Below are 21,674 nucleotides of genomic sequence, written 5' to 3' on the forward strand. Positions count from 1 at the left end.
CAGTTCCACCTCGCCGGGGCCCGGCGGGCAGGCCTCGACGGACGCGGTCTCCAGCGAACGGGCAGCGGTGTAACGAACGGCGAGAGTCGTCATCGAGTACTCCAGGGTTTCCTTCAGCGGATTCCTTCGGCGCGGACGCCGACGGTCAGCGGAAGGCGGTGAGTCGGTAGAAGGCGGTTGCGGTGCCGCAGAGCAGCGCGTCGACCTCGCTCGCGGAGCAGTCGTCGAGCAGTTCGTCCACGGTGGCCGCCCAGCGGTTCCAGCCGCCCGCGAGGTTCGCGACCGGCCAGTCGGAGCCGAACATCAGCCGGTCGGGCCCGAAGGCGGAGAAGAGGACGTCCCAGACGGGCCGTATGTCGGCGACGGTCCACGTGGCGTGGTCGGCCTCGGTGATCAGTCCGGACAGCTTGCAGACGACCTGGGGATGCGCGGCGAGCCGTTGCACGTCCCGCCGCCACTCCGCCGGTTCGCCGCGGGCGATGCCCGGCTTGCCCGCGTGGTTGAGTACCTGGGGCAGGTCGGGGAAGCGTTCCGCCAGGGCGATCGCCTGATCGAGCTGATGGCTGCGGACCAGGACGTCGTAGGACAGTCCGCGCCCGTCGACCGCGGCCAGCCCCCGCTCCACATCGGGGCGTTGCAGCCAGCCGGGATCCGTCTCCCCCTGGACGAGATGGCGCAGGGAGCGCAGCCGGCCGCCGCCGGGGCCGGCGATCAGCCGGTCCAGGACGTCGCCGATCGCCGGCGAGGTCAGGTCCGCCCAGCCGACCACGGCCCCGATCAGTGGCTCGTGCTCCGCGAGGGCGAGGAGGTCCTCGGTCTCCGGCACGTCCGGTATGCACTGCACGACCACCGTGCGGTGCAGGCGACGGCCTGCGATCGGCCGGGTCGCGGTGGCGCGCAGGTCGTCAGGGGTGAAGGTACGGCTGATCGATGCGAGGGCGGGATCGTCGAGCCAGGGCTGCGGACGCCGGTCGAGATCCCACAGGTGGTGGTGGGCGTCGACGAGAGCGGGCGCGGGGGCGGGGGTGGAGGTCACGTGGGGTTCCAAGTCGGTCGTTCCGGTGCCGGCCGTGTCAGGCGGTGGGGTCGTCGCCGGGCGGACCGAGGTGCCAGATCTCGGTGAGTTCCGTCCACTGACGTGAGACGCCCCGGTCGGGCCACGGCTCCTGACAGGGGTCGGTGAGCTTCCACCACTCCTGCGTCACCGGGTCGGCCTCCAGGGCGGCGATGTCAACCTCGAAGTCGTCGCCGTGATACTCGAGGTAGGCGAACAGGACGTCGCCGTGGAGGAAGATGCCGAAGTTGCGGATGTTCGCCCGGTGCATGGCCGCCTCCACCCCGGGCCAGACGGCGGAGTGCAGTTCGAGGTATCTCTCCCGGTGCTCGGGCCGGAGCCTGATGGTCTGGGCGATGCGCTTCACGCCGTGCTCTCTTCTGTGCCAGGGGCGGGCTCGTTGGCACCGGTGTCGAACGGGGTGCGGTAGCTGGGGGTGTTGGCGCGCAGGTCCAGCCGCAGGACGAGCTTGATCCGGGTGGACGCGGGAAGCCGGACGGTCAGGAAGGGGCTGTCGCAGGACAGTTCTTCCTCGGTGACGACGGGCTCGGTGTGTCCGTAGTCGTACATGTCGCCGATCCAGCCGTCGTCCGCGCAGGTGGTGTACCGGACGCCGGTGATGGTGTGCTCGGCGAACGCGCCGGCCTGGACGATGACCGTGCGGTCGGTCTCGGGGGCCAGGTTGACCAGCTCGACGGTGGTCGCCTCGGAGTCGATGGAGGTGACCAGTGCGGCGACGTCCGGCGGCAGGCCGGCCCGGCGGGCGTCGGCGTCGTGGTAGCGCAGCCGTGCCTGCTGGAGGCCGCCCTGGTACAGCACCTGCGGGCCGCCCCAGGTGAGGTGCACCAGGGCCTCGGTGACCACCGGGTTGCACAGCTGCCAGACGTGGATGTCGGCCTCGGGCACGTCCAGGTCGCGGTAGCGGTCGATGCGCCGCAGCCGGTGGCGGACCTGGGCCTGGGCGGTGGCGAGGATGCGCTCGGGGTAGTCGGGGTCGTCGCCGGCGAGGAAGGCGAACCACGCCTTCTCGTGCCCGGAGTCCTCCTTGGACCGGAACGGCCGCACGGTACGCCAGTCGATGCCGTCCGCTTCGCGCAGCCCCTCCAGCCGGGCCCGGTCGGCCTGGGAGGAGGTGTGGTGCCACAGGGCCACCGGCACGGGGGGAGTGGCCGGGTTGTAGTCGAACCAGCCGGAGTCGTTGTGGCGGAACGGCAGGTGGAGCGTGGGCGTGTGCCGGTCCGGGCCGAGTTCCACCGCCCACTTGGAGGGCAGGCTGGAGTCGGACTCCGTGTGGGGCATGACCTTGGCGTGGTCGATGAGGGTGTCGAGCGAGGTGGCGACCATGGAGAGGTAGTCGTCGTCCCCGGTGACCGTGGCCGCCGCGAGCGCCGCCACGCAGGCCGCGTGGCCGAGGCTGTGCCAGCCGTGCGGCCAGGACCAGCCGTAGTGGCCGCCGTACCAGCGGCCCTCCAGCAGGCTGCCGACGACCCCGTCCGGGCCGACGTTGTCCGGGATCAGGCCGCCCTGTTCCCGGGTGCGCTCGCGCCAGGCGCCCACGTACTCGACGATCCAGTCCCGGTAGCGCTCCTCGCCGGACAGGATCCAGGCGTTGAGGACCAGTCCGGCCGCGGCGAGGTTGACCGCGGTGTCGCCGACGCCCGTCCGGTCGCGCATCTGGTCGCCGAGGCGCGGATCCGCCGAGAGCGGGTAGGGGCCGTCCTGGGCCTCGGGCAGCCATTCGAGCGGGTAGCCGTAGGTCTCGGCCTCCTTGAGCAGCCACGGGTACACGTCCCCGTCGAACAGACCGGTGCGCTCGGGGTCGCTGCCGTTGTGCGGGCGGGTGATGACGCGGTGTTCGGGGTCGTAGTTGCCCTTGGCGGGGTCGACGTACAACTCGGCGAACCGCAGGGCGCGCTCACGCCAGCGGTCGGGTGCGGCCATGCACAGGAAGTAGAGCAGGAGCAGGCTCTCGCCCTGGTGGAACCAGTCGTAACCGCGTTCGTACTCGTCGCGCAGCATGTCCAGCTCGGTCAGCTGCCGGGTCACGCCCTGCCAGTGCTTCTCGCTGGCGGGCAGCAGGTCGTCCGCGCCGCCGAGCAGGTACAGCTGGGGCCAGTTGAAGAACACCTCGTAGAAGTCGTCCACGCCGTCCCGGGTGGTGAGCCGGCCGGAGTAGTTCAGGCGTCCGTCGGGGCCGGTGAAGTCGCGGGCGAAGCGGCGCCAGGCGTGGTCGAGCAGGTCGAACAACGAACGTTGGGCCAGGGCCCAGCCCGGCGGTTCGAGCACCGGGACCTCGGCCTGGACCTCGGGCGGCGACGCCGGCCGGCCGACGGCGGGGGCGTCGTCACCCGACGTGCGGTCGGAGGGGCTGAAGGGCATGGTGGATCTCCGTTCGGGGACGGCGGCGGGATACGCACGCCGGGTACGCGGTGGGGCGGACGATCGCCGGCCCGGGGCGTCCTTGCCCGAGCCTTCGGCCCGCGCCTACTCCTTGGTGGCTCCGGCGAGCATCCCGCTGACCAGGAAGCGCTGGGCGAACAGGAAGACGACCAGCACCGGCGTGATGGCCAGCAGGGTGGCCAGTGCCAGCTGCGGGCGCTGGATGGCGAGGGCGCCGACGGCCGGGTTGAAGGACGGCACGTTGCTGAGCAGGCTTCCGACGCCCACCTGGATCGGCATCTGGTCGCTCTCGGGGAGCATCACGTACGGAAGGAAGTAGTTCGTCCAGTTGGCGACGAAGCTGAAGAAGCCCACGAGCGCGATGACGGGGGTGGCCAGCGGCAGCGCGATGTGCCGGAAGACGCCGAACTCCGAGCAGCCGTCCATGCGCGCCGCCGCCAGCAGGTCCTTCGGCACGGCGGTGGTGAAGTAGATGTAGGTGAGGTAGACGCCGAACGGGTAGAACGAGTAGGGCAGGATGATCGACCACATCGTGCCGATCAGGTGCACGGCGTTGATCTCCAGGAACAGCGGCACCACCAGGGTGGCGGTGGGCATGAGCATCACGACGAGGGTCGAGACCAGCAGCGTGTGCCGTCCCCGGAACTCGGTCATCGCCAGGCCGTATCCCGCCGGCACGGCCACACAGAGCGTGATGACCAGGGAGATCACCGCGTACAGCGTGGAGTTGCCCAGCCATTGCATCAGGGCGTCGTCCTGGAACGCGGTGAGTCCGTCCCAGTTGGCCTTGAAGGCGTGCCAGGAGCCGAAGGACAGCGGGTTGCCGTGGACGAGTTGCTGGTCGGTCTTGGTCGACGCGAGGACGAGCCACAGCACCGGCAGCACGAAGAACACGAGGAAGACGAGCAGTACGGAGCCGGTGAGCAGGCGGGGCATCAGGCGGCGCGGGGCACGGGGGCGCCGTGGCCCCGGGGTCTGGCGGTGGGTGCGGCTCATGACGCTGGGTTCCCGTTCCGTGCGTGATGGTGCGTCGGCCGGTCCGACAGTGGTCTCAGTCGGCATCGAAGAATCCCGACCGTGCGACGAAGACCCCTGCGGCCGACACACTGACGACCAGCAGCTCCACCGAGACGGCGGCGGCGCCGTTGATGTTGTTCATCTGGAAGGCGAAGTCGTAGGTCAGCTGGTTCAGCGAGTAGTCGCGTCCGGCGACGCCGACGCTGGCCAGCGACAGCAGCTGCGGCTCCACGAAGAGCTGGGCTCCCCCGGCGAAGGCCAGGATCACCATGTAGACGATCCACTTGCGGAGCATGGGGATCTGCACGCGCCAGGCGGTCTGCCAGGCGTTCGCGCCGTCGATGCGCGCGGCTTCCATGACGTCCCTGGGAATGTTGTTGAGCGCGCCATAGATGACGACGATCCAGCCGCCCGCGCCGGTCCAGAACGCGATGACGGTGAACAGCACGGGCAGGTTGCCGGGGGCGATGACCTCACCGAAGGTGCCGAATCCCAGCGCCTCCAGCAGGGAGCTGACCGGGCTCACCGTCGGATCGAGCATGAACAGCCACACCAGGACGCTGGCCGCGCCGGCGAGGGCCCCGGGGATGTAGAAGAAGAAGCGCAGGGACTTGCTGACCGCGCCCGACGAGAGGCGGTGCAGGAGCAGTGCCAGGCCCACCACGAACACCACGAGGGAGGCCAGCCAGAACAGCAGGTACAGCGCGACATGACTGACGGCGTCCATGAAGCGGAAGTCCTGCGCCGTGGTGACGAAGTTGTCGAAGCCGCTGAACGTGCCGCCGGCGTCGGTGAAGGCGAAGTAGACGGCGTAGCCGGTCGGCAGGATGCCGAACGCGATCAGCAGCAGCACGTAGGCGGCGACGAAGGCGATGCCGGCCCGGCCCTGCCGGTCGGCGCCGCGGGGGCGCCGGCGGACAGAGCCGGACGAGGAGTGGCTGAGCGTCACTGGGAGACCTTGTATCCGTTGGACTTGGCGTACTTGACGATGGAGTCCTGCCAGGCCGGCAGCAGCGACTCGATGGACTTGCCCTGCGTCAGGCCGGGCTTGACGGTGGCCGCCCAGATCGCCTCCTGGCTGAACTGGCCCGAGCCCCACCCCGGCCAGACCTGGCTCGAGGCGTTCTGGAGCGCGCTCAGGTCCCCGGTGAGGTAGCCGACGCTCTGCTGCGCCTTCAGCCACTTCTCGGCGGCGGGCCCGTAGGCCGGATAGCCGGGCGCCTTCTGCGCCTGATAGGCGTCGTCGGTGGTGACCCACTTCAGGAAGTCGGTGGCCGCCTTGAGGTGGGTGGAGTGCTTCGACAGCAGCCACGTGCCGCCGCCGACGTTGCCGGTGGTGGGAGCGGTCTGTCCCTTCCACTGGGGCATGGGAGCCACGCCGATCTGCTTCGCCGGCACCTTGAGGGTGTCCTTGAACACCGCGCCGCCATACCAGGCCGGGCCGGGCATCAGCAGTACCTTGTCGGCCTCGTTCTTGCCGAAGTCGGTGCTGAAGACGCCGCTGATGGACATGGACTTGTTCTTGATCAGCACGTCCAGCAGCTTGGCCATCTTGGTGCAGGCCTCGCTGGTGGTGTTCACCGAGACGGACTTGGGACCGGTGATGTCGTTGGCGCCGCACTGGCTCGCCCACAGGTAGATCTCGGGAGTGAACGAGTCGCCCGCGTCACCCACGAGGAAGCCCGGGTGCTCCTTCGCCGCCTTCTCGCCGAGCGCCTGGTAGTCCTCCCACGTCGTCGGGACCGTGTAGCCGAACTTCTTCATCAGCGGAGCGTTGTACCAGAGCACCGCCTGGGAGAGGTCGTTGCGCAGGCAGTAGAGGGTGTCGTTCACCTTGCAGACGTCGTTGGCGCCCTTGGCGAACTCCGCGAGGGTGGTCGCGGGTATCAGGCCCTTGTCGAGGGGGGCCGCGAACCCCGCGTCGACCGCCCACGTCACCTCGTTGTTCTGCGAGCTGAAGACGACGTCCGGCCAGCCCTTGCCGGTGCGATTGAACAACTGGACCTTGGTCTGGAGGTAGTTGGAGCCGTTGGCGTCGCCGTCGTAGCTGACGATGTCCAGCTTCGCGTCCGGGTGGAGCTTCTGGTACAGCTTCGCCGCGTCCATGCGGGTCGCGTCCACCCAGACGGTCAGCGCGCCGTCCTTCTGCGGCGCCTGGGCGAAGCCGTCCTTGTCGGTCGTGGCGGCGGTGCCGCCGTTGCCACAGGCGGTCACGGTGAGCAGCACCGTGGCCGCGCACCCGGCCAGCAACGCCGAGCGCTTCGCGCTGAGCGCTCTGCTCCGGCCGGACGAAGGCTTGTTGACGGTCATGAATGACTCCACTGGGTGTGCGGGCGCCCCGAGCAGGCCGGGGTGTGGCGCGTGGGTGGGCCGACGCCGGGGCCGTCCCGGGCGGGCGTCGGGCACTGAAGGCGGCTGTGCTGCTGCCGACGTGGAAGAAATTAGCCGCCCTATCGAGGGGTTCGTCAAGGGTGCGTACGAGGTTCCTTCGGCGGATTTGCGAGCGATGGCTAGGAGCGCAGGCGGAGTTCTGCGTCATATGTCAGCTATGTCCCATTATTGGTGCCAGATTTTCTCTGAAGATCTTCGTCGAAATGAGTACGACTTATGCTTGGTCCGGGATATGATGAGCGCGGCCTCGAGCGATCAGTCGCCTTGCCGCCGTCATCGGGAGGAAGCACAGATGAACGACACGCCAGCCACGCGAGCGGCTCTGCCGGCGCAGGCCCTCCCCGCCGCCACCGCAGCGGTGAACGGCTCGGACGAGCGGCGTGACTACCGTCCCGGCTACGAGATCGTGGCCGAGCGGCTCCTGGAGTACATCGCCGAGGAGCGACTGGTGGCCGGTGACCGGCTGCCCACGGAGAACGACCTGGCCCAGACGCTGAACACCAGCAGGGCGGTCGTGCGGGAAGCCGTGAAGATCCTCTCGGCGCTCGGGCGGGTGCGTGCTCACAAGGGGCGGGGCCTGTTCGTCGCGGACGACGAGGGCATGCTCATCACCAGTCGTTGGGGAGGCTTCTTCCGGCCCGTCGACATCGACCACGTCCTGATGCTCTTCGAGTTCCGCAGGGTCCAGGAGATGACCGCCAGCAGTCTGGCCGCCACCAGAGCCACGCCGTCGGAACTGCGCAGCATCGAGATCGCGGTGGAGCAGTGCCGACACGGGTTCACCCAAGGGCGGGCCGACGTGTTCAACCAGGCCGACGACGACTTCCATGCGGCGCTCACCGCCGCCTCGCACAACACCTTCCTCGTCAGTGCCGTGCGCGACGCGCGACGGCTGCAGCGGCAGTCCAGCGCCATCGGCATCCACGACACGCTCGGCGAGAACACCCGGTCGGCGGTCGAGGAGCACGAGGCGATCTACCGGGCCATCCGCGACGGGCGGCCCGAGGAGGCGGCCGAGGCCACCGCGGCGCACCTCGACAGGACCCTCGAGGACTACCGGCGCGAGATCCAGCGCCGCCTGTTCGGCTGAAGCGTTTTCGAAAAGCAGCGGCCCGGTCCTGCCCGAGGGCAGGACCGGGCCGCTGCGAGTGGTGACGTGACGCCGGCGACGTTCTGCATGCTGAACGTTGTGTTGATGCATGAACATCTGGCACGGGGAAATCTCTGGCATCGCCTCAATTCCGTCCGCATGATGCGCTGTCGAGGTCGAAAACTTTCGCACAGGGAGGTGACCGGTATGGCTTTTTTATGTGCATGGGAGGGGTGAGTGTCGGGGGCTCTGCGGTTCGGACGAGTTGAATTGGCCGGAAAGGCGCGAAGTCGCGGGCCGACGTCGTCGAATCATGTGACGTCCATTGACGATTGATGTGGGATTCCTATCATCCAGAGGTGTCCGAGCCGGTGACCTCTGTTCGGCATCCTGAACATTCGCTGACGGTCGTCATCAATGTCAGACCCGCGGAAGGAGTCTTGTGAATCCGAGGCGTACGGCATGGTCCGCCGCAGGCTCGGGCGCTGAGCGGCTGGCGAACAACAGCACGGTCTTCGTCGCGCCCCAGGGACTCGACAACGGCTGGGCCAACTCCGGCGGCGAGGACGTGGCCTTCACCGACGCCGTCCTGGGCGTCTCCGGCGGACGCGGCCTGCGCGACCGGTTCGTCCGCAACAACGGCTGCGCCGCCCAGAACCCGCCCGAACCGGCGCAGGAAAGCCGTACCCACCGGGTCACCGCCTACTCCGGCTGCTCGGCCGGCCATCCGGTCGTCTGGGCCGCGTTCGACGAAGGCCACATCGCCGCTCCGCAGGACGGGGCCGGCGGCGACAGCGGCTCCAGGGCCTGGGTGCCGGGCGAGATCTGGAAGTTCTTCAGCCAGTTCTAGAGCGTTCACGACCGCGCCCCGGGTCGAAGACCGGCGCGGGCCCGGACCACGGCACGCGAGAGGCCGGAGTCCGCGCCCCGCACGGACGTCGACCGAGGGCGAGCATCCCCTGCGCGACAGAGATTCCGTCCCCGAACCAGGAGCGCACACATGACCCACCGTCATCAGTGGCTACGCCGCCTGCCGCTCACCGTGGCGGCGACCGGAGCGGCGGTCGCGTTGAGCGCCGGGCTGCTCACCGGCACGGCCTCGACCGCCCAGGCCGCCGGCACCGGACCCTGCGACATCTACGCCTCCGGCCGCACCCCGTGCGTCGCCGCCCACAGCACGACGCGTGCCCTCTACGGCTCCTACAACGGCCCGCTGTACCAGGTGCGCCGCGCCTCCGACAACGCCACGAGGGACATCGGCCTCCTCGGTCAGGGCGGATACGCCAACGCGGCCGCCCAGGACTCGTTCTGCGCCGGCACCACGTGCCTCATCACCGTCATTTACGACCAGTCGGGCAGGGGCAACCGGCTGACCCAGGCGCCTCCCGGCGGCTTCCCCGGCCCCGCACCGGGCGGCTACGACAACCTGGCGAACGCGGCCGCGGCCCCCATCACGATCGGCGGCCACAAGGCGTACGGGGTGTTCGTCGCCCCCGGCACGGGCTACCGCAACAACAACACCAACGGCGTCGCCAAGGGAGACCAGCCGGAGGGCATGTACGCCGTCCTCAACGGCACTCACTACAACGGCGGTTGCTGCTTCGACTACGGCAACGCCGAGACCAACGGCCGGGACAACGGCAACGGCACCATGGAGACCATCTACTTCGGCAACAACAAGGTCTGGGGCTATGGCGCCGGAAACGGACCCTGGATCATGGCCGACCTCGAGAACGGCCTGTTCTCCGGGGTGAACCGACGCTACAACGCCAACGACCCGAGCATCAGCCACCGGTACCTGACCGCGATCGTCAAGGGCGAGCCGAACCACTGGTCGATACGCGGTGGCAACGCCCAGTCGGGCGGGCTGTCCACGTTCTACAACGGGCCGCGTCCCAACGTGGCGGGCTACAACCCCATGAAGAAGGAAGGCGCCATCATCCTCGGCATCGGGGGCGACAACAGCCATGGAGCCGCCGGCACCTTCTACGAAGGCGTCATGACCGCCGGCTACCCGACGGACGCCACCGAGAACGCCGTACAGGCCAACGTCAACACGGCCGGCTACGGCAGGTCCTGAGAAGCACCGGTTCCCACCGGCGGCCCGGCGCTCCCGAGCATCGGCTCGAGCACCGGGCCGCCGCCGCCCCGACCGCTGGGACGCCTCAGCGGCCCCCGGTCTGCGCGGCGAAGGCGTCGAGCAGGGCGAACGTGCGCGCGGGCTGTTCGAGGTGGGGCAGGTGGCCCGCTTCGGCGATCGTCTCGAAGCGTGCGTTCCCGAACGACGCGGCGTACTCCTTGCCGTAGGCCGGCGTCGCGATGCGGTCGCTCTCGCCCCACAGGACGAGGGTCGGTACTTCGACGGCCGCGAGGCGTGGCCGGAGGGCGGGGTCGCTCATGCCCGGGCCAGCGCGCGGGAGCTGGCGGCCGCCACGTTCCAGAGCGAGCAGGCGTTCGGCAGCTGGCCGGTCGGCTCGCGGCGCAGGGCTCGGTGGACCGGCGTTCCGGGCGCGGTCGGCGCATCGAGCATCGCTTCACCGCCGAGGGGCAGCGGCTGCTGAAGGCGGGTCACGAGGTGGCCGACTCGGTGCTCGCGGAGTGCTTCGAGGGCCTGGCGGAGGCAGAGCGGCAGGCGCTGCTCGGGCTGCTGCTGAAGATCGAGGGGCGGGGCGGGGGAGAGGACGCATCCGTGGGCGCGGCCGAGGGGTAGGGGGCCGCACTCCCGGACCACGGACGCGCGGCGACGACCGCTCTGTGGGAGCGCCCCGCGCGAGCCCGTGTCGTCGCCCGGGCGGCGTGTCAGCGGGTCGGCGCGACATCCGTGCGCTCGTGGTGCGAGCCGGAACCCGAACGGGCCGCCGGCGCCGCCGGACCGGCGCCGGCACCCGGGACGTGGGGCGGGCCGTCGCCCGGGCGGAGCGGAGCCGGGGTCGCCGGAGAGGCGGAGCGGACGGCCTCGGCGACGGGGCGGGGACCGGAGGGGTCGGGCGTCGGCGGTTCGTCCGTGGCGTCGGTCAGGCTGGCGGCGAGCCACTGTTCGACGGCGGTGATGTGGACGGTCGCGGCGGAGGCGGCGAGCAGGCCGTCACGCGAGACGAGGGCGGCGAGGATCTGCTCGTGGTCCCGGTGGGCGTGCTCCAGGGCATGACGGGTCCGGCTGCCCCGGACGATGCGGACGCGCTGGGTGCGGGTGGAGACCACCTGCAGCAGCATCGACAGCACGGGGTTGCCGACCGCTTCGACGATCCTGAGGTGGAAGGCCGTGTCGTGGGCGACGAACTCCTCCACGGTGGCGACGGTCCGGGACCGGTCGAGGATGTCGCGCAGTTCTTGGTGGTCCTCCGGTGTCAGCAGCGCGGCGGCCAGCCCGGTCGCCTGCGGTTCGAGCAGCCGGCGCACCTGGAGCAGCTGCAGGGCCGCGTGGCCCTGGGAGACGTCGGCGGCGAAGGAGAGGGTCTCCAGCAGGAGATGGGGCTCCAGGCTGGAGACGTAGGTGCCGTCGCCCTGACGGGTGATCAGGATCCGCATGGCGGCCAGCGCGCGGACGGCCTCGCGCAGCGAACTCCGGGACAGCCCGAGCTGCTCGGCGAGGATCTCCTCCTTCGGCAGCCGGGAACCGGGCGCGAGCTCGCCGGCGACGATCATCGCCTTGATCTTGTCGATCGCGTCGTCCGTCAGTGCCACTGGGGTGCCTCTCCGTGCAGGGGGTGGGTGGTGCGGCGGCTCTGCCGGGCCCGGCGCGGCGCCGGCGAAGCCGCGGGCGGGAGGCGGTTACTCCTGCTTCTCGCCGGAGGCGAAGCGGGAGATGACCAGGGCGACGATGATGATGGCGCCGTTGAGGAACTGGTTCCACAGCGGTGGCACGCCCGCCAGCGTCATGACGTTCACGACCAGCTGCAGGGTGAGGACGCCGGTGAGGGCGCCGAAGACGGATCCCTTGCCGCCGTTGAGGCTGACCCCGCCGATGACGGTCGCGGCGAAGACCTGGAAGATCCAGCCGCTGCCCTGGGTGGCGGAGATGGAGCCGTAGTGGCCGCTGTAGAGGATGCCGGCGAACGCGGCGAGAACGCTGCCGAGGACGAGGACGATCCACACGATGCGGTCGACGCGGATGCCCGCCGTACGGGCCGCCTCCGCGTTGCCGCCGATCGCGTACAGCGCGCGGCCGTGACGCAGCCAGGCCAGTGCGCTTCCCCCGAGGGCGAAGAGCAGCGCGCACACCCAGATCGCGGCGGGCATGCCCAGCCAGGACGCCTTGCCCAGGTAGGTGAAGGACGAGGGCAGCTCCACGATGGACTGGCCCTCGGAGAGGGCGACCTGCAGACCGCGCAGCATGGTCAGGGCGCCGAGCGTGACGATGAAGCCGTTGAGGCGCAGCTTGAGGATGAGGAAGCCGTTGACGGCTCCGATCAGCGCGCCGACCAGCAGGCAGAGCGGGACGGCCGTCCACTCGGGGAGCAGGCCGAGCCCGTTGAACCGGCCGCCGCTGGAGGGCAGTACGAGCCAGACGGCGATGACGGGGGCCACGCCGATGGTGGACTCCAGCGACAGGTCCATCCGTCCGGCGATCAGGATGAACGTCGTGGCGAGCACCAGCAGGCTCAGCTCGGTGGACTGCTGGGCCACACCGATCAGGTTGTCGGCGGTGAGGAACGCCGGCGAGACGATGAACCCGATCAGCATCAGCACGAGGATGGCCGGGACCAGGGACAGTTCACGGAAGCGGCCGAGGTCGACCCGGCGGCGGACGGCGTCGCCGCCGGCCGGCGCGGCCTTGCTCGCGGTGGGCTCGGTGAGATCTGTGGTGGCGGACATGACTACCTTCCGTGCTCGTCTGCGCCGGATGAGGCGGACAGGGGTGACGCGATGGCGGGGGCGGCGTCGCCGGAGACGCCCTCGACGGCGGCGACGACGTCCTCGTCCCTCCAGCCGCGGTCGAACTCGGCGACGACCCGCCCGTGGAACATGACGACGACGCGGTCGCAGGCCTTGAGGTCGTCCAGTTCGTCGGAGACGATCAGAGCGGCCCTGTCCTCGTCAGCGACCCGCCGGATCCTGGCGAGCAGGAACTCCTTGGACTTGACGTCCACGCCGTTGGTGGGCCGGATGGCCACCAGCACGTCGGGGACGGTGGCCAGGGCGCGCGCGACGACGACCTTCTGCTGGTTGCCGCCGGAGAGGGCGGAGACCGCGGTGCCGGCTCCGGGGGTCTTGATGTCGAGGTCGCGGATCATGTCCCGGGCGAACGCCCTGGTCCGGGCGGGGAGGACGGTGCCGAACGGGCCGAGCTGGTCGGTGACGGTGAGGGTCGCGTTCTCCGCCACGCTGCGGTTGCCGACCAGGCCCTGGAGATGGCGGTCCTCGGGGACGAACCCGACCCCGGCGGCGAGCGCGGACGGCACGCTGCCGGTGCGGACGTCCCTGCCGCGGACCGAGATCCGGCCCGTCCTGGCCCGGTGCAGCCCGGCGATCGCCTCACCGACCTGGACGTTGCCGCTGGCGGTCGCCCCGGCGAGCCCGACGACCTCGCCGGAGCGGACGGTCAGGGAGACGTCCTCGCAGGCGCCGGGCAGCGTCAGCGCGTCCAGCGTCAGCAGTTCCGGGGCGTCCGCGCGGGCTGCCCGGGGCCGCCCGGCGGCGGTGACCACGCCGGCCGACTCGCCGGTCATGGCCTCCACCAGGGCCTGGTGCCCGAGCTCCGCGACGGGCGCGGTGAGGATGTGGGCGGCGTCGCGGTAGACGGTGACCGTGCTGCAGAGGTCGTACACCTCCTGCAGGTGGTGCGAGATGAAGAGGAACGCGACGCCCTGGCGCTGGAGGTCCCGCAGCTTGTCGAACAGCCGCTCGATGCCGCGGGCGTCGAGCTTGGCCGTCGGCTCGTCGAGGATGATGAAGCGCGCGCCGAACGACAGGGCCCGGGCGATCTCCACGAACTGGCGCTGCTCGACGGTGAGGTCCCTGGCCCGCGCGGCGGGGTCTACGGCCACGCCGTACTCGCCGAGCAGTTCCTCGGCACGCCGGCGCAGCTGCCTCCACCGGATGGGCCGGATGGCGCCGCCGCTCTGCCGGTTCAGGAAGAGGTTCTCCGCGACGGTCAGCTCACCGATGATCGTGGAGCGCTGGTAGACGCAGGCGACGCGGGAGCGCCAGGCGTCGATGTCGCCGACGGCGGGGGCGGGCGCGCCGGCGAAGCGCAGGCTTCCGGTGTCGGGCTGCTGGAGGCCGGTGAGGATGGACACGAGTGTCGACTTGCCGGCGCCGTTGCGTCCGACCAGGGCGTGCGACTCGCCGGGAGCGACGGCGATACGGGCGTCGCGCAGTGCCACGGTCGCGCCGAATCGTTTGCTGATGCCGGTCGCCTCGGCGACCGGAGCCGGGGTGCCGGGGCCGGCCGCGGGGGCGGTCGCGGTGTCCGCCATGGTGGATACCGTCCTTCGTTCACGGGAGCTGGGACCGGGGGGCGGGTGTGCACCCGGCCGGCGGGGGTCGGCCTCGGGCGTGGTCCGTCCCCCGGCGCGGCGTGCTGGGGCTGCCGGCCGTCAGCCGACGTTGTTGCCCCACAGGCTCTTGTCGTCCACGTTGTCCTTGGTGACCAGCGGCGCGGGCAGCTGGTCCTCGAGGCCGTTGGGGATCTTGATGATCGTGGAGTCGTGGTCGGTGGCGCCCGGCTTGAACGTCTTCCCCTCGGCGGCGGCCTCGGCGTAGTACAGGGCGTACTTGGCGTAGAGGTCCGCGGGCTGGGAGACGGTGGCGTCGATCTGGCCCTTGCGGATCGCGTCGAACTCCTGCGGGATGCCGTCGTTGGAGACGATGGAGATGTGGCCCTTCTGGCCCGCGGGCTTGAGCAGGCCCTTCTGCTCCAGCAGGGCCAGGGTCGGCTGCAGGAAGACGCCGCCGGCCTGCATGTAGACGCCGTTCAGGTCGGGGTGCTGGGCGAGCAGGCTCTGCAGCTTGGCGGAGGCCACGTCACCCTTCCAGTCGGTGGGCAGCTCGAACACCTTGATCTTCGGGAACTTCGTCTTCATGCAGTCCGAGAACGCCTCGGAGCGGTCGCGCCCGTTGATCGAGTCCAGCGCCCCCTGGAGTTCGGCGACCTTGCCCGTGCCGCCCAGCTGCTTGCCGAGGAACTCGCAGGCCTTGGTGCCGTACGCGCGGTTGTCCGCGCGGACGACCATGTAGACGTCGCCCTTGTCCGGTCTGGTGTCCACGCTGACCACCGGGATCTTCTTCGACGCGAGGGTGTCGAGGGTCGACGCGATGGCGCCGGTGTCCTGGGGGGCCATGACGACGGCCTTGGCACCGGTGTTCTGGAACACCTGGACGTTGGCGACGAGCTTGGTGACGTCGTTCTGCGAGTTGCTCAGGGGCAGGGCGTTGACGCCGTCCGACTTGATGTCGCCCTTGAGGTACTGCGCGTAGGAGTTCCAGAAGTCGGAGTCGGAGCGCGGCAGGTCGATGCCGAGGGCGGGCTTGTCGCCGCCCGCGGACGTCGAGCCGCTGCTCTCGCGGTTGCACGCGGTGGCGAGGGCCAGGACCGCGACGACGGCGGTGACGGCTGCGGCGGTGGAGCGGGTGTGAGCGAGCTTCATGGCCGTGTTCTCTCCTAAGCCAGGGGCGCGGGGCCGCAGGGCGACGGTGGGAGGGGAGGCGTACCCGCCTGTCGGGAGGGGGCGAGGCGCCGGCCGGGCACGCGCCGATCCTGGTGTGGGATGCGGGGCTCGTGCCCGAGGAGAAGGGAATGAGGGTCAGCCGGTGACCGAGACGGTGGCAGCGGGGCGGTCGCACGGGTGCGGCCCGAACGGCGCGCCGGACGATGCGAACCATTCCTCCGATGTATCTCGGACGACCAGGACGTTACGACGACGTTGCCGAGATTGACAAGAGTCCGCGGCCGACGATTTGCGCCACCTCGTGCGGTGAGTCGCCCGGACACTGCTCAGGCTCCCGCTATCACCGTTCCCCATACCGTTCGACCTGGGGTTTCAAGGCGGCACAGGCGGCGGGCGCCGGGTCGCCGCAGGGCTCACGATTCGGCAACGACGTCCCCGGGGCGGGCAGGGGCAGGGCGGAGGCGGCTGCCCCGGGCCGGCATCGCTCTCGGGACAATCAGTGGCATGTGCGCTCATCCCGCCCTCATCGAGGCGGATCACCGAGCGCGCGGCCCGGGATTCATCGGATGGTGGCTCCTGTGGCGCCCCTCACGTCTGGGCATGGCCATGGCGGACAGGGCCCGGAAGGCATTGGGCCGAGACGCGTCCGGAAATTCATCCGAGGAATCCATTGTCAGCTGCGGATTCCGCATCTATGGTCACTCTGCCGCCATACATCCGATGACTCGGTACGCGGACGAGTGAGGACCGCGGAACGGTCCCAGCCCGGACCGACCGGCCCCCGCCCCACGGCCGGCCGCCCCCGGACCGGAACCCGCATGGCAGAAACCCGCCTGGCAGAGGAGTTGCCCCAGTGAAACTGCTTCGAGTCGGAGCCCACGGACAGGAGCACCCCGCCGTCCGGACCGACGACGGGCGGCTGCTCGACCTGTCGTCGGTGACGCCGGACATCGACGGCGTCTTCCTGGCCTCGGGCGGAGTCGACCGTGCCCGCACGGCCGTCACGGCGGGAGAACTGCCCGAGCTCGACCCGGCCGGCCTGCGCGTCGGCGCCCCCGTCACCCGCCCCGGCAAGATCGTCTGCGTCGGTCTCAACTACCGCGACCACGCCGCCGAGACCGGCGCGGCGATCCCTCCGCGCCCGGTGGTCTTCATGAAGGACCCGGGCACGGTCGTCGGCCCGTACGACGAGGTGCTGATCCCCCGGGGCTCGGTGAAGACCGACTGGGAGGTCGAGCTCGCGGTCGTCATCGGGAAGCGGGCCCGCTACCTCGAAGGCCCTGGGGCCGCGCGGGCCGTGATCGCGGGATACGCGATCAGCCACGACGTCTCCGAGCGCGAGTTCCAGCTCGAGTACTCGTCCCAGTGGGACCTCGGCAAGTCCTGCGAGACGTTCAACCCGCTCGGCCCCTGGCTGGTCACCGCCGACGAGGTCGGCGACCCGCAGAACCTCGCCCTGAACCTGAGCGTGAACGGCGTGAAACGGCAGCAGGGCCACACCGGCGACATGATCTTCTCGGTCGACCATCTCGTGTCCTATCTGAGCCGGTACATGGTCCTGGAACCCGGCGACGTGATCAACACCGGCACGCCCGCCGGCGTGGCCCTCGGCCTCCCCGGCACCCCCTACCTCCGCCCCGGCGACACCGTCGAGCTCTCCGTCGACGGCCTCGGCGCCCAGCGCCAGACCTTCGCCCAAGCGTGAAAGGCACCACCTTGACTGCAACCTCCGCCCGGATCACCGCGGTCGACACCTATGACGTCCGCTTCCCCACCTCGCGGGAACTGGACGGCTCCGACGCGATGAACCCCGACCCCGACTACTCCGCCGCCTACGTCGTGCTGCGCACCGACGCCGGTGACGGACACGAAGGCCATGGCTTCACCTTCACCATCGGACGGGGCAACGACGTCCAGGTCGCCGCGATCGGGGCGCTGAGACCCCACGTCGTCGGGCGGAGCGTCCGGGAGCTGTGCGACGACCCGGGCTCGCTCAGCCGCGACCTGATCGGCGACAGCCAGCTGCGGTGGCTCGGCCCCGAGAAGGGCGTGATGCACATGGCGATCGGCGCCGTGCTCAACGCCGTGTGGGACCTCGCCGCCAAGCGCGCGGACAAGCCGCTGTGGCAGCTGCTCGCCCACGCAGACCCCGAGTGGCTGGTCTCCCAGGTCGACTTCCGCTACATCGCCGACGCCCTCACCCCCGAGGACGCGCTGACGCTGCTGCGCGAGGGCCGCACCGGCCTCGCCGAGCGGGAGGCGATCCTGCTGGAGAGCGGCTACCCGGGCTACACCACCTCCCCGGGCTGGCTCGGCTACTCCGACGACAAGCTCACCCGGCTGGCCAAGCAGGCCGTCGCCGACGGCTTCACCCAGATCAAGCTGAAGGTCGGCGCGGACCGGGACGACGACGTCCGCCGCCTGCGCACCGCCCGCGCCGCCGTCGGCAACGGCATCCGCATCGCCATCGACGCCAACCAGCGGTGGAACGTGGCAGAGGCGGTCGAATGGACCAACGCGCTCGCCGAGTTCGACCCGTACTGGATCGAGGAGCCCACCAGCCCGGACGACATCCTCGGCCACGCCGCCGTGCGCCGCGCCGTCGCGCCCGTGAAGGTCGCCACCGGCGAGCACGTGCAGAACCGCATCGTCTTCAAACAGCTCCTCCAGGCCGGCGCCATCGACGTCCTGCAGATCGACGCGGCCCGGGTCGGCGGAGTCAACGAGAACCTCGCGATCCTGCTGCTCGCCGCCAGGTTCGGGGTGCCGGTCTGCCCGCACGCCGGCGGGGTCGGGCTGTGCGAGCTGGTGCAGCACCTGTCGATGTTCGACTACCTCGCGCTCTCCGGCACGACCGAGAACCGCGTCATCGAGTTCGTCGACCACCTCCACGAACACTTCACCGCACCCGTCGTCATGCGTGACGGCCACTACTGTGCGCCGCGCGCGCCCGGCTTCTCCGCCACCATGAAGGAGGAGTCCATCGCCGCGTACCGTTACCCGGACGGCGCGTTCTGGACCGCCGACCGCGCCGCTCAGGGAGAGACCGCATGACCGATCTGTCAGGGCTCAGGGCGATCGTCACCGGGGGCGCGTCCGGCATCGGCCTCGCGACCGCCCGCACGCTGGCGGCGCGCGGGGCGTCGGTCGCCGTCCTCGACCTCGACCCGGACGGCGTCGGCGAACCACTGCTCGGCCTGCGGGCCGACGTCACGGACGACGTCTCGGTGCGGGCCGCGGTGGGAGAGGCCGCCGAGCGGCTCGGCGGCCTGGACATCGTGGTGAACAACGCGGGCATCGGCGCGGTGGGCACCATCGAGGACAACGCGGACGACGACTGGCACCGGGTCCTGGACGTCAACGTCGTCGGCATCGTGCGTGTCACCCGCGCCGCCCTGCCGCATCTGCGTCGCTCCGCCCACGCGGCGGTCGTCAACACCTGCTCGATCGGCGCCACCGCGGGCCTTCCCCAGCGTGCCCTGTACTGCGCCAGCAAGGGCGCGGTCCTCTCGCTCACTCTCGCCATGGCCGCCGACCACGTCCGCGAGGGCGTCCGCGTCAACTGCGTCAACCCGGGCACCGCCGACACACCGTGGGTCTCCCGGCTGCTCGACGCGGCGGACGATCCCGAGAGCGAGCGCGCCGCGCTCAACGCCCGCCAGCCCATGGGACGCCTGGTCACCGCGGACGAAGTCGCCGCCGCCATCGTCTACCTGGCGAGTCCCGCCGCGGCCTCCGTCACCGGCGCCTCGCTCGCGGTGGACGGCGGGATGCAGGGGCTGCGGCTGCGCCCGGCGGACCGGTCGTGAGGACCACCGGGCTGGGCGCCGGCGCGGTGGCCGTCTCGGAGCTGGCGCTGGGCTGCGCCGCCCTCGGCAACCTCTACCGACCGGTGTCCGACGACGACGCCCGGGCCACAGTGGACGCCGCCTGGGACGCCGGCATCCGCACGTTCGACACCGCGCCCCACTATGGGCTCGGCCTGTCCGAACGCCGGCTCGGCGCCGCGTTGCGCGAGCGCCCCCGCGACGCCTACACCCTCTCCACCAAGGTGGGGCGGCTGCTCGTCCCGCAACCGCAGGGAGGCGCCGGGGACGACCTCGCGAACGGCTTCGCCGTCCCGGCCACCCACCGCCGGGTGTGGGACTTCACCGCGGACGGGGTGCTCCGCTCCCTGGAGGCGAGCCTGGACCGTCTCGGCGTCGACCGGATCGACGTCGTCCTGCTGCACGACCCGGACGACCACGCCGAGCAGGCGTTGCGCGAGGCGTACCCGGCACTGGAGCGGCTGCGCGCCGAAGGCGTGATCGGCGCGATCGGCGTCGGGATGAACCAGTCGGCTCTGCCCGCCCGGTTCGTGCGCGAGACCGACATCGACGTGGTCCTGCTGGCCGGCCGCTACACGCTCCTGGACCAGCAGGGGCTCACCGAACTGCTTCCGGAGGCTGCCGCCCGCGGCCGTGGCGTCCTCGTCGGCGGGGTGTTCAACTCCGGTCTGCTCACCGCGCCCCGGCCCGGCGCCACCTACGACTACGCGCCGGCGCCCGAACCGGTGCTCGACCGGGCGCTGCGGCTGCTGGCTGTCTCCGAACGCCACGGCGTGCCGCTGCGGGCCGCCGCGCTGCGCTTCCCGTTCGGTCATCCCGCGGTGGCGAGCGTCCTGACCGGCGCACGGTCGCCGCAGGAGGTGCACGACACCGTGCACCAGCTGCGACGGCCGATCCCGGACGCCCTGTGGGACGAGCTGCGCGCCGAGGGGCTGCTCGACCCGGAGACCCCCGTCCCCCCGGCCACGCCGGACGGGCGCACCGCACCCGCCGGGCGCACCGCACCTGCCGGACGCCCGGCCCGCGTCGGGGAATCCGCGCCGCCGAAGGAGCCGTCATGAGGGTCGCCCTGCACACCAAGGTCCGCGCCGACCGCGTCGAGGAGTACGAGGCCGCACACCGCGAGGTGCCCGAGGAGCTGACCGCAGCCATCCGCGCCGCCGGGGTGAGCGAGTGGACCATCTGGCGCAGCGGCACCGACCTCTTCCACCTGCTGGACGTCGCGGACTACCCGGCGATGATCGCCGAGCTCGAGAGGCTGCCCGTCAACATCGCGTGGCAGGCGCGGATGGCCGGTCTGCTCGACGTCGCCCACGACTACTCCGCGGACGGCGCGGACGCCTCGCTGCCGGTCGTCTGGGAGCTGTGACCACGCGGCGACCGCACGGCACGGAGGCGTCAGTTGTCGCGGAGGAACGCCTGGGCCAGCCGGTCCCCGAGGGCGACCGCCGCGCTGTGGCTCTCGATGGGGGACGCCTTCGAGTTCTTGAACAGGATGTAGGTGACGCCGGAGTCGGTGCCGCCGTTCTCCGGATCCGGATCGATGCCGAGCGCCTTGGCCGTCGCGTACGAGGCCTCGCCGATGATCTTCGTCGGGCCGGTGTCGCCGACGACCGCGTACTCCACCTTGTTCTGGTAGATCACCGCGACCACCCCGCCGCCCTTGATGCCGGCGGAGCTGTAGTTCCACAGTGAGCTGGAGCTGGGCACGACCACGTAGGGCAGGGTGTCGGCGCGCAGCGGCCTGCCGTCCGACTGGTGGAACGCCGTGTCGTCCTGGTACCAGGGATCGGTGGCCTCACTGCACTTGGAGGTCCGCTGCCCGTCGCAGTCGACGTCCATGTCGGCCTTCCAGAAGACCGCGCCGTTCTTGCCGCACACCGGGACGGTGGCCGACGTCTCCTCGTCGGTCCGGTACTTGCCGCTCGATATCTGCGAGCAGGACGTCACCTTGGCGAGCAGGGCGGAGGCGCTGACCGAGCCCTCCCGCACCGCGGCGGGGCCGGCGGCGTCCGCGCCGGGACCCCGGGCGAGACCGGACGCGTTCGACGGCAGGAAGGCGGTGGCCAGGAGGGCGGCGGCGGCCGCCGTGAGGGTCAGTGAACGAGGGCGCACTGTGGGGGACCCTTCTGTTAGGAAAGTTTCCTTACTGGGTGCGCTACAACGTGGACCCTCGCCGTCGATGCCGTCAACCCCCTTGCTGGAACCGGAGATTGGCCGGAAACCCATTGCCTCATCGGTCTGGACCATTGACCGGGACCTCATGCGACCGGGACTCTGTTGCA

General features: G+C 70.8%; 19 protein-coding genes and 2 pseudogenes. 9 read left to right on the forward strand and 12 right to left on the reverse strand.

Annotated features, from left to right (window positions below; translation table 11 throughout):
• Positions 1-145: 145 nt before the first annotated feature.
• The 6 genes from ACH4ZA_RS28340 to ACH4ZA_RS28365 all read right to left on the reverse strand — a co-directional run bounded on the left by ACH4ZA_RS28340 (position 146) and on the right by ACH4ZA_RS28365 (position 6,781).
• On the reverse strand, positions 146-1,036 hold the full coding sequence (locus tag ACH4ZA_RS28340) for an amidohydrolase family protein (RefSeq protein WP_398432202.1): 891 nt from the start codon (positions 1,034-1,036) through the stop codon (positions 146-148).
• Positions 1,037-1,073: 37 nt separating this feature from the next.
• Entirely contained in the window at positions 1,074-1,421 is a 348-nt protein-coding gene (locus ACH4ZA_RS28345; RefSeq protein WP_398432203.1) for an L-rhamnose mutarotase, read from the reverse strand.
• A complete protein-coding gene (locus ACH4ZA_RS28350; RefSeq protein ID WP_398432204.1) occupies positions 1,418-3,433 on the reverse strand; it encodes a hypothetical protein in 2,016 nt (671 codons plus the stop codon). The genes ACH4ZA_RS28345 and ACH4ZA_RS28350 overlap by 4 nt, the downstream gene beginning before the upstream one ends.
• 105 nt (positions 3,434-3,538) lie before the next feature.
• The gene (locus ACH4ZA_RS28355) at positions 3,539-4,390 is read right to left on the reverse strand and encodes a carbohydrate ABC transporter permease (RefSeq protein WP_398432324.1); all 852 of its coding nucleotides are present in this window, start codon (positions 4,388-4,390) and stop codon (positions 3,539-3,541) included.
• A 115-nt stretch (positions 4,391-4,505) separates the two neighbouring features.
• Positions 4,506-5,420: a carbohydrate ABC transporter permease gene (locus tag ACH4ZA_RS28360; RefSeq protein WP_398432205.1), complete on the reverse strand. Its 915-nt coding sequence runs from the start codon at positions 5,418-5,420 to the stop codon at positions 4,506-4,508.
• Complete coding sequence (locus tag ACH4ZA_RS28365; protein WP_398432206.1) at positions 5,417-6,781, reverse strand: ABC transporter substrate-binding protein; 1,365 nt, start codon at positions 6,779-6,781, stop codon at positions 5,417-5,419. The genes ACH4ZA_RS28360 and ACH4ZA_RS28365 overlap by 4 nt, the downstream gene beginning before the upstream one ends.
• A 373-nt stretch (positions 6,782-7,154) precedes the next feature.
• On the opposite strand from ACH4ZA_RS28365, the gene ACH4ZA_RS28370 reads away from it, so the two are divergent.
• The 3 genes and pseudogenes from ACH4ZA_RS28370 to ACH4ZA_RS28380 all read left to right on the forward strand — a co-directional run.
• Positions 7,155-7,952: a FadR/GntR family transcriptional regulator gene (locus ACH4ZA_RS28370; RefSeq protein WP_398432207.1), complete on the forward strand. Its 798-nt coding sequence runs from the start codon at positions 7,155-7,157 to the stop codon at positions 7,950-7,952.
• Positions 7,953-8,394: 442 nt separating this feature from the next.
• Positions 8,395-8,802: a hypothetical protein gene (locus tag ACH4ZA_RS28375; RefSeq protein WP_398432208.1), complete on the forward strand. Its 408-nt coding sequence runs from the start codon at positions 8,395-8,397 to the stop codon at positions 8,800-8,802.
• A 150-nt stretch (positions 8,803-8,952) separates the two neighbouring features.
• Positions 8,953-10,020 (forward strand): annotated as a pseudogene (locus ACH4ZA_RS28380) (arabinofuranosidase catalytic domain-containing protein); the annotation flags it as partial.
• Between the two features lie 97 nt (positions 10,021-10,117).
• Here ACH4ZA_RS28380 and ACH4ZA_RS28385 read toward each other — a convergent pair.
• Positions 10,118-10,402 (reverse strand): alpha/beta fold hydrolase, encoded by a 285-nt coding sequence (locus ACH4ZA_RS28385; protein ID WP_398432325.1) that lies wholly within the window; start codon positions 10,400-10,402, stop codon positions 10,118-10,120.
• A gap of 41 nt (positions 10,403-10,443) precedes the next feature.
• Here ACH4ZA_RS28385 and ACH4ZA_RS28390 point away from each other — a divergent pair, with 41 nt between their 5' ends.
• On the forward strand, positions 10,444-10,662 hold the full coding sequence (locus ACH4ZA_RS28390) for a hypothetical protein (protein ID WP_398432209.1): 219 nt from the start codon (positions 10,444-10,446) through the stop codon (positions 10,660-10,662).
• A gap of 305 nt (positions 10,663-10,967) precedes the next feature.
• On the opposite strand, the pseudogene ACH4ZA_RS28395 reads toward ACH4ZA_RS28390, so the two are convergent.
• From ACH4ZA_RS28395 to ACH4ZA_RS28410, 4 genes and pseudogenes are all read right to left on the reverse strand, one after another.
• Positions 10,968-11,636, reverse strand: a pseudogene (locus ACH4ZA_RS28395) (FadR/GntR family transcriptional regulator); the annotation flags it as partial.
• An 87-nt stretch (positions 11,637-11,723) separates the two neighbouring features.
• Complete coding sequence (locus tag ACH4ZA_RS28400) at positions 11,724-12,767, reverse strand: ABC transporter permease (RefSeq protein ID WP_398432210.1); 1,044 nt, start codon at positions 12,765-12,767, stop codon at positions 11,724-11,726.
• Between the two features lie 2 nt (positions 12,768-12,769).
• A complete protein-coding gene (locus ACH4ZA_RS28405) occupies positions 12,770-14,371 on the reverse strand; it encodes a sugar ABC transporter ATP-binding protein (RefSeq protein WP_398432211.1) in 1,602 nt (533 codons plus the stop codon).
• Between the two features lie 120 nt (positions 14,372-14,491).
• Positions 14,492-15,541, reverse strand: coding sequence for a sugar ABC transporter substrate-binding protein (locus tag ACH4ZA_RS28410; protein ID WP_398432212.1), 1,050 nt, complete (start codon positions 15,539-15,541; stop codon positions 14,492-14,494).
• An 874-nt stretch (positions 15,542-16,415) separates the two neighbouring features.
• On the opposite strand from ACH4ZA_RS28410, the gene ACH4ZA_RS28415 reads away from it, so the two are divergent.
• From ACH4ZA_RS28415 to ACH4ZA_RS28435, 5 genes are read left to right on the forward strand one after another with little or no spacing between them, the layout of a single operon-like run.
• Complete coding sequence (locus tag ACH4ZA_RS28415; RefSeq protein WP_398432213.1) at positions 16,416-17,267, forward strand: fumarylacetoacetate hydrolase family protein; 852 nt, start codon at positions 16,416-16,418, stop codon at positions 17,265-17,267.
• An 11-nt stretch (positions 17,268-17,278) separates the two neighbouring features.
• On the forward strand, positions 17,279-18,616 hold the full coding sequence (locus ACH4ZA_RS28420; RefSeq protein WP_398432214.1) for an enolase C-terminal domain-like protein: 1,338 nt from the start codon (positions 17,279-17,281) through the stop codon (positions 18,614-18,616).
• Positions 18,613-19,371, forward strand: coding sequence for an SDR family NAD(P)-dependent oxidoreductase (locus tag ACH4ZA_RS28425; protein ID WP_398432215.1), 759 nt, complete (start codon positions 18,613-18,615; stop codon positions 19,369-19,371). The genes ACH4ZA_RS28420 and ACH4ZA_RS28425 overlap by 4 nt, the downstream gene beginning before the upstream one ends.
• The gene (locus ACH4ZA_RS28430) at positions 19,368-20,450 is read left to right on the forward strand and encodes an aldo/keto reductase (RefSeq protein WP_398432216.1); all 1,083 of its coding nucleotides are present in this window, start codon (positions 19,368-19,370) and stop codon (positions 20,448-20,450) included. Before ACH4ZA_RS28425 ends, ACH4ZA_RS28430 begins: the two co-directional genes overlap by 4 nt.
• Positions 20,447-20,758, forward strand: a complete 312-nt coding sequence (locus tag ACH4ZA_RS28435) for an L-rhamnose mutarotase (RefSeq protein WP_398432218.1) — start codon at positions 20,447-20,449, stop codon at positions 20,756-20,758. Before ACH4ZA_RS28430 ends, ACH4ZA_RS28435 begins: the two co-directional genes overlap by 4 nt.
• Positions 20,759-20,787: 29 nt before the next feature.
• On the opposite strand, the gene ACH4ZA_RS28440 is transcribed toward ACH4ZA_RS28435, so the two are convergent.
• On the reverse strand, positions 20,788-21,504 hold the full coding sequence (locus tag ACH4ZA_RS28440) for a glycoside hydrolase family 75 protein (RefSeq protein ID WP_398432219.1): 717 nt from the start codon (positions 21,502-21,504) through the stop codon (positions 20,788-20,790).
• Between the last annotated feature and the right edge of the window lie 170 nt (positions 21,505-21,674).

This window comes from Streptomyces sp. NPDC020597 (assembly GCF_044335095.1).
In the GTDB taxonomy this organism is placed as follows: domain Bacteria; phylum Actinomycetota; class Actinomycetes; order Streptomycetales; family Streptomycetaceae; genus Streptomyces.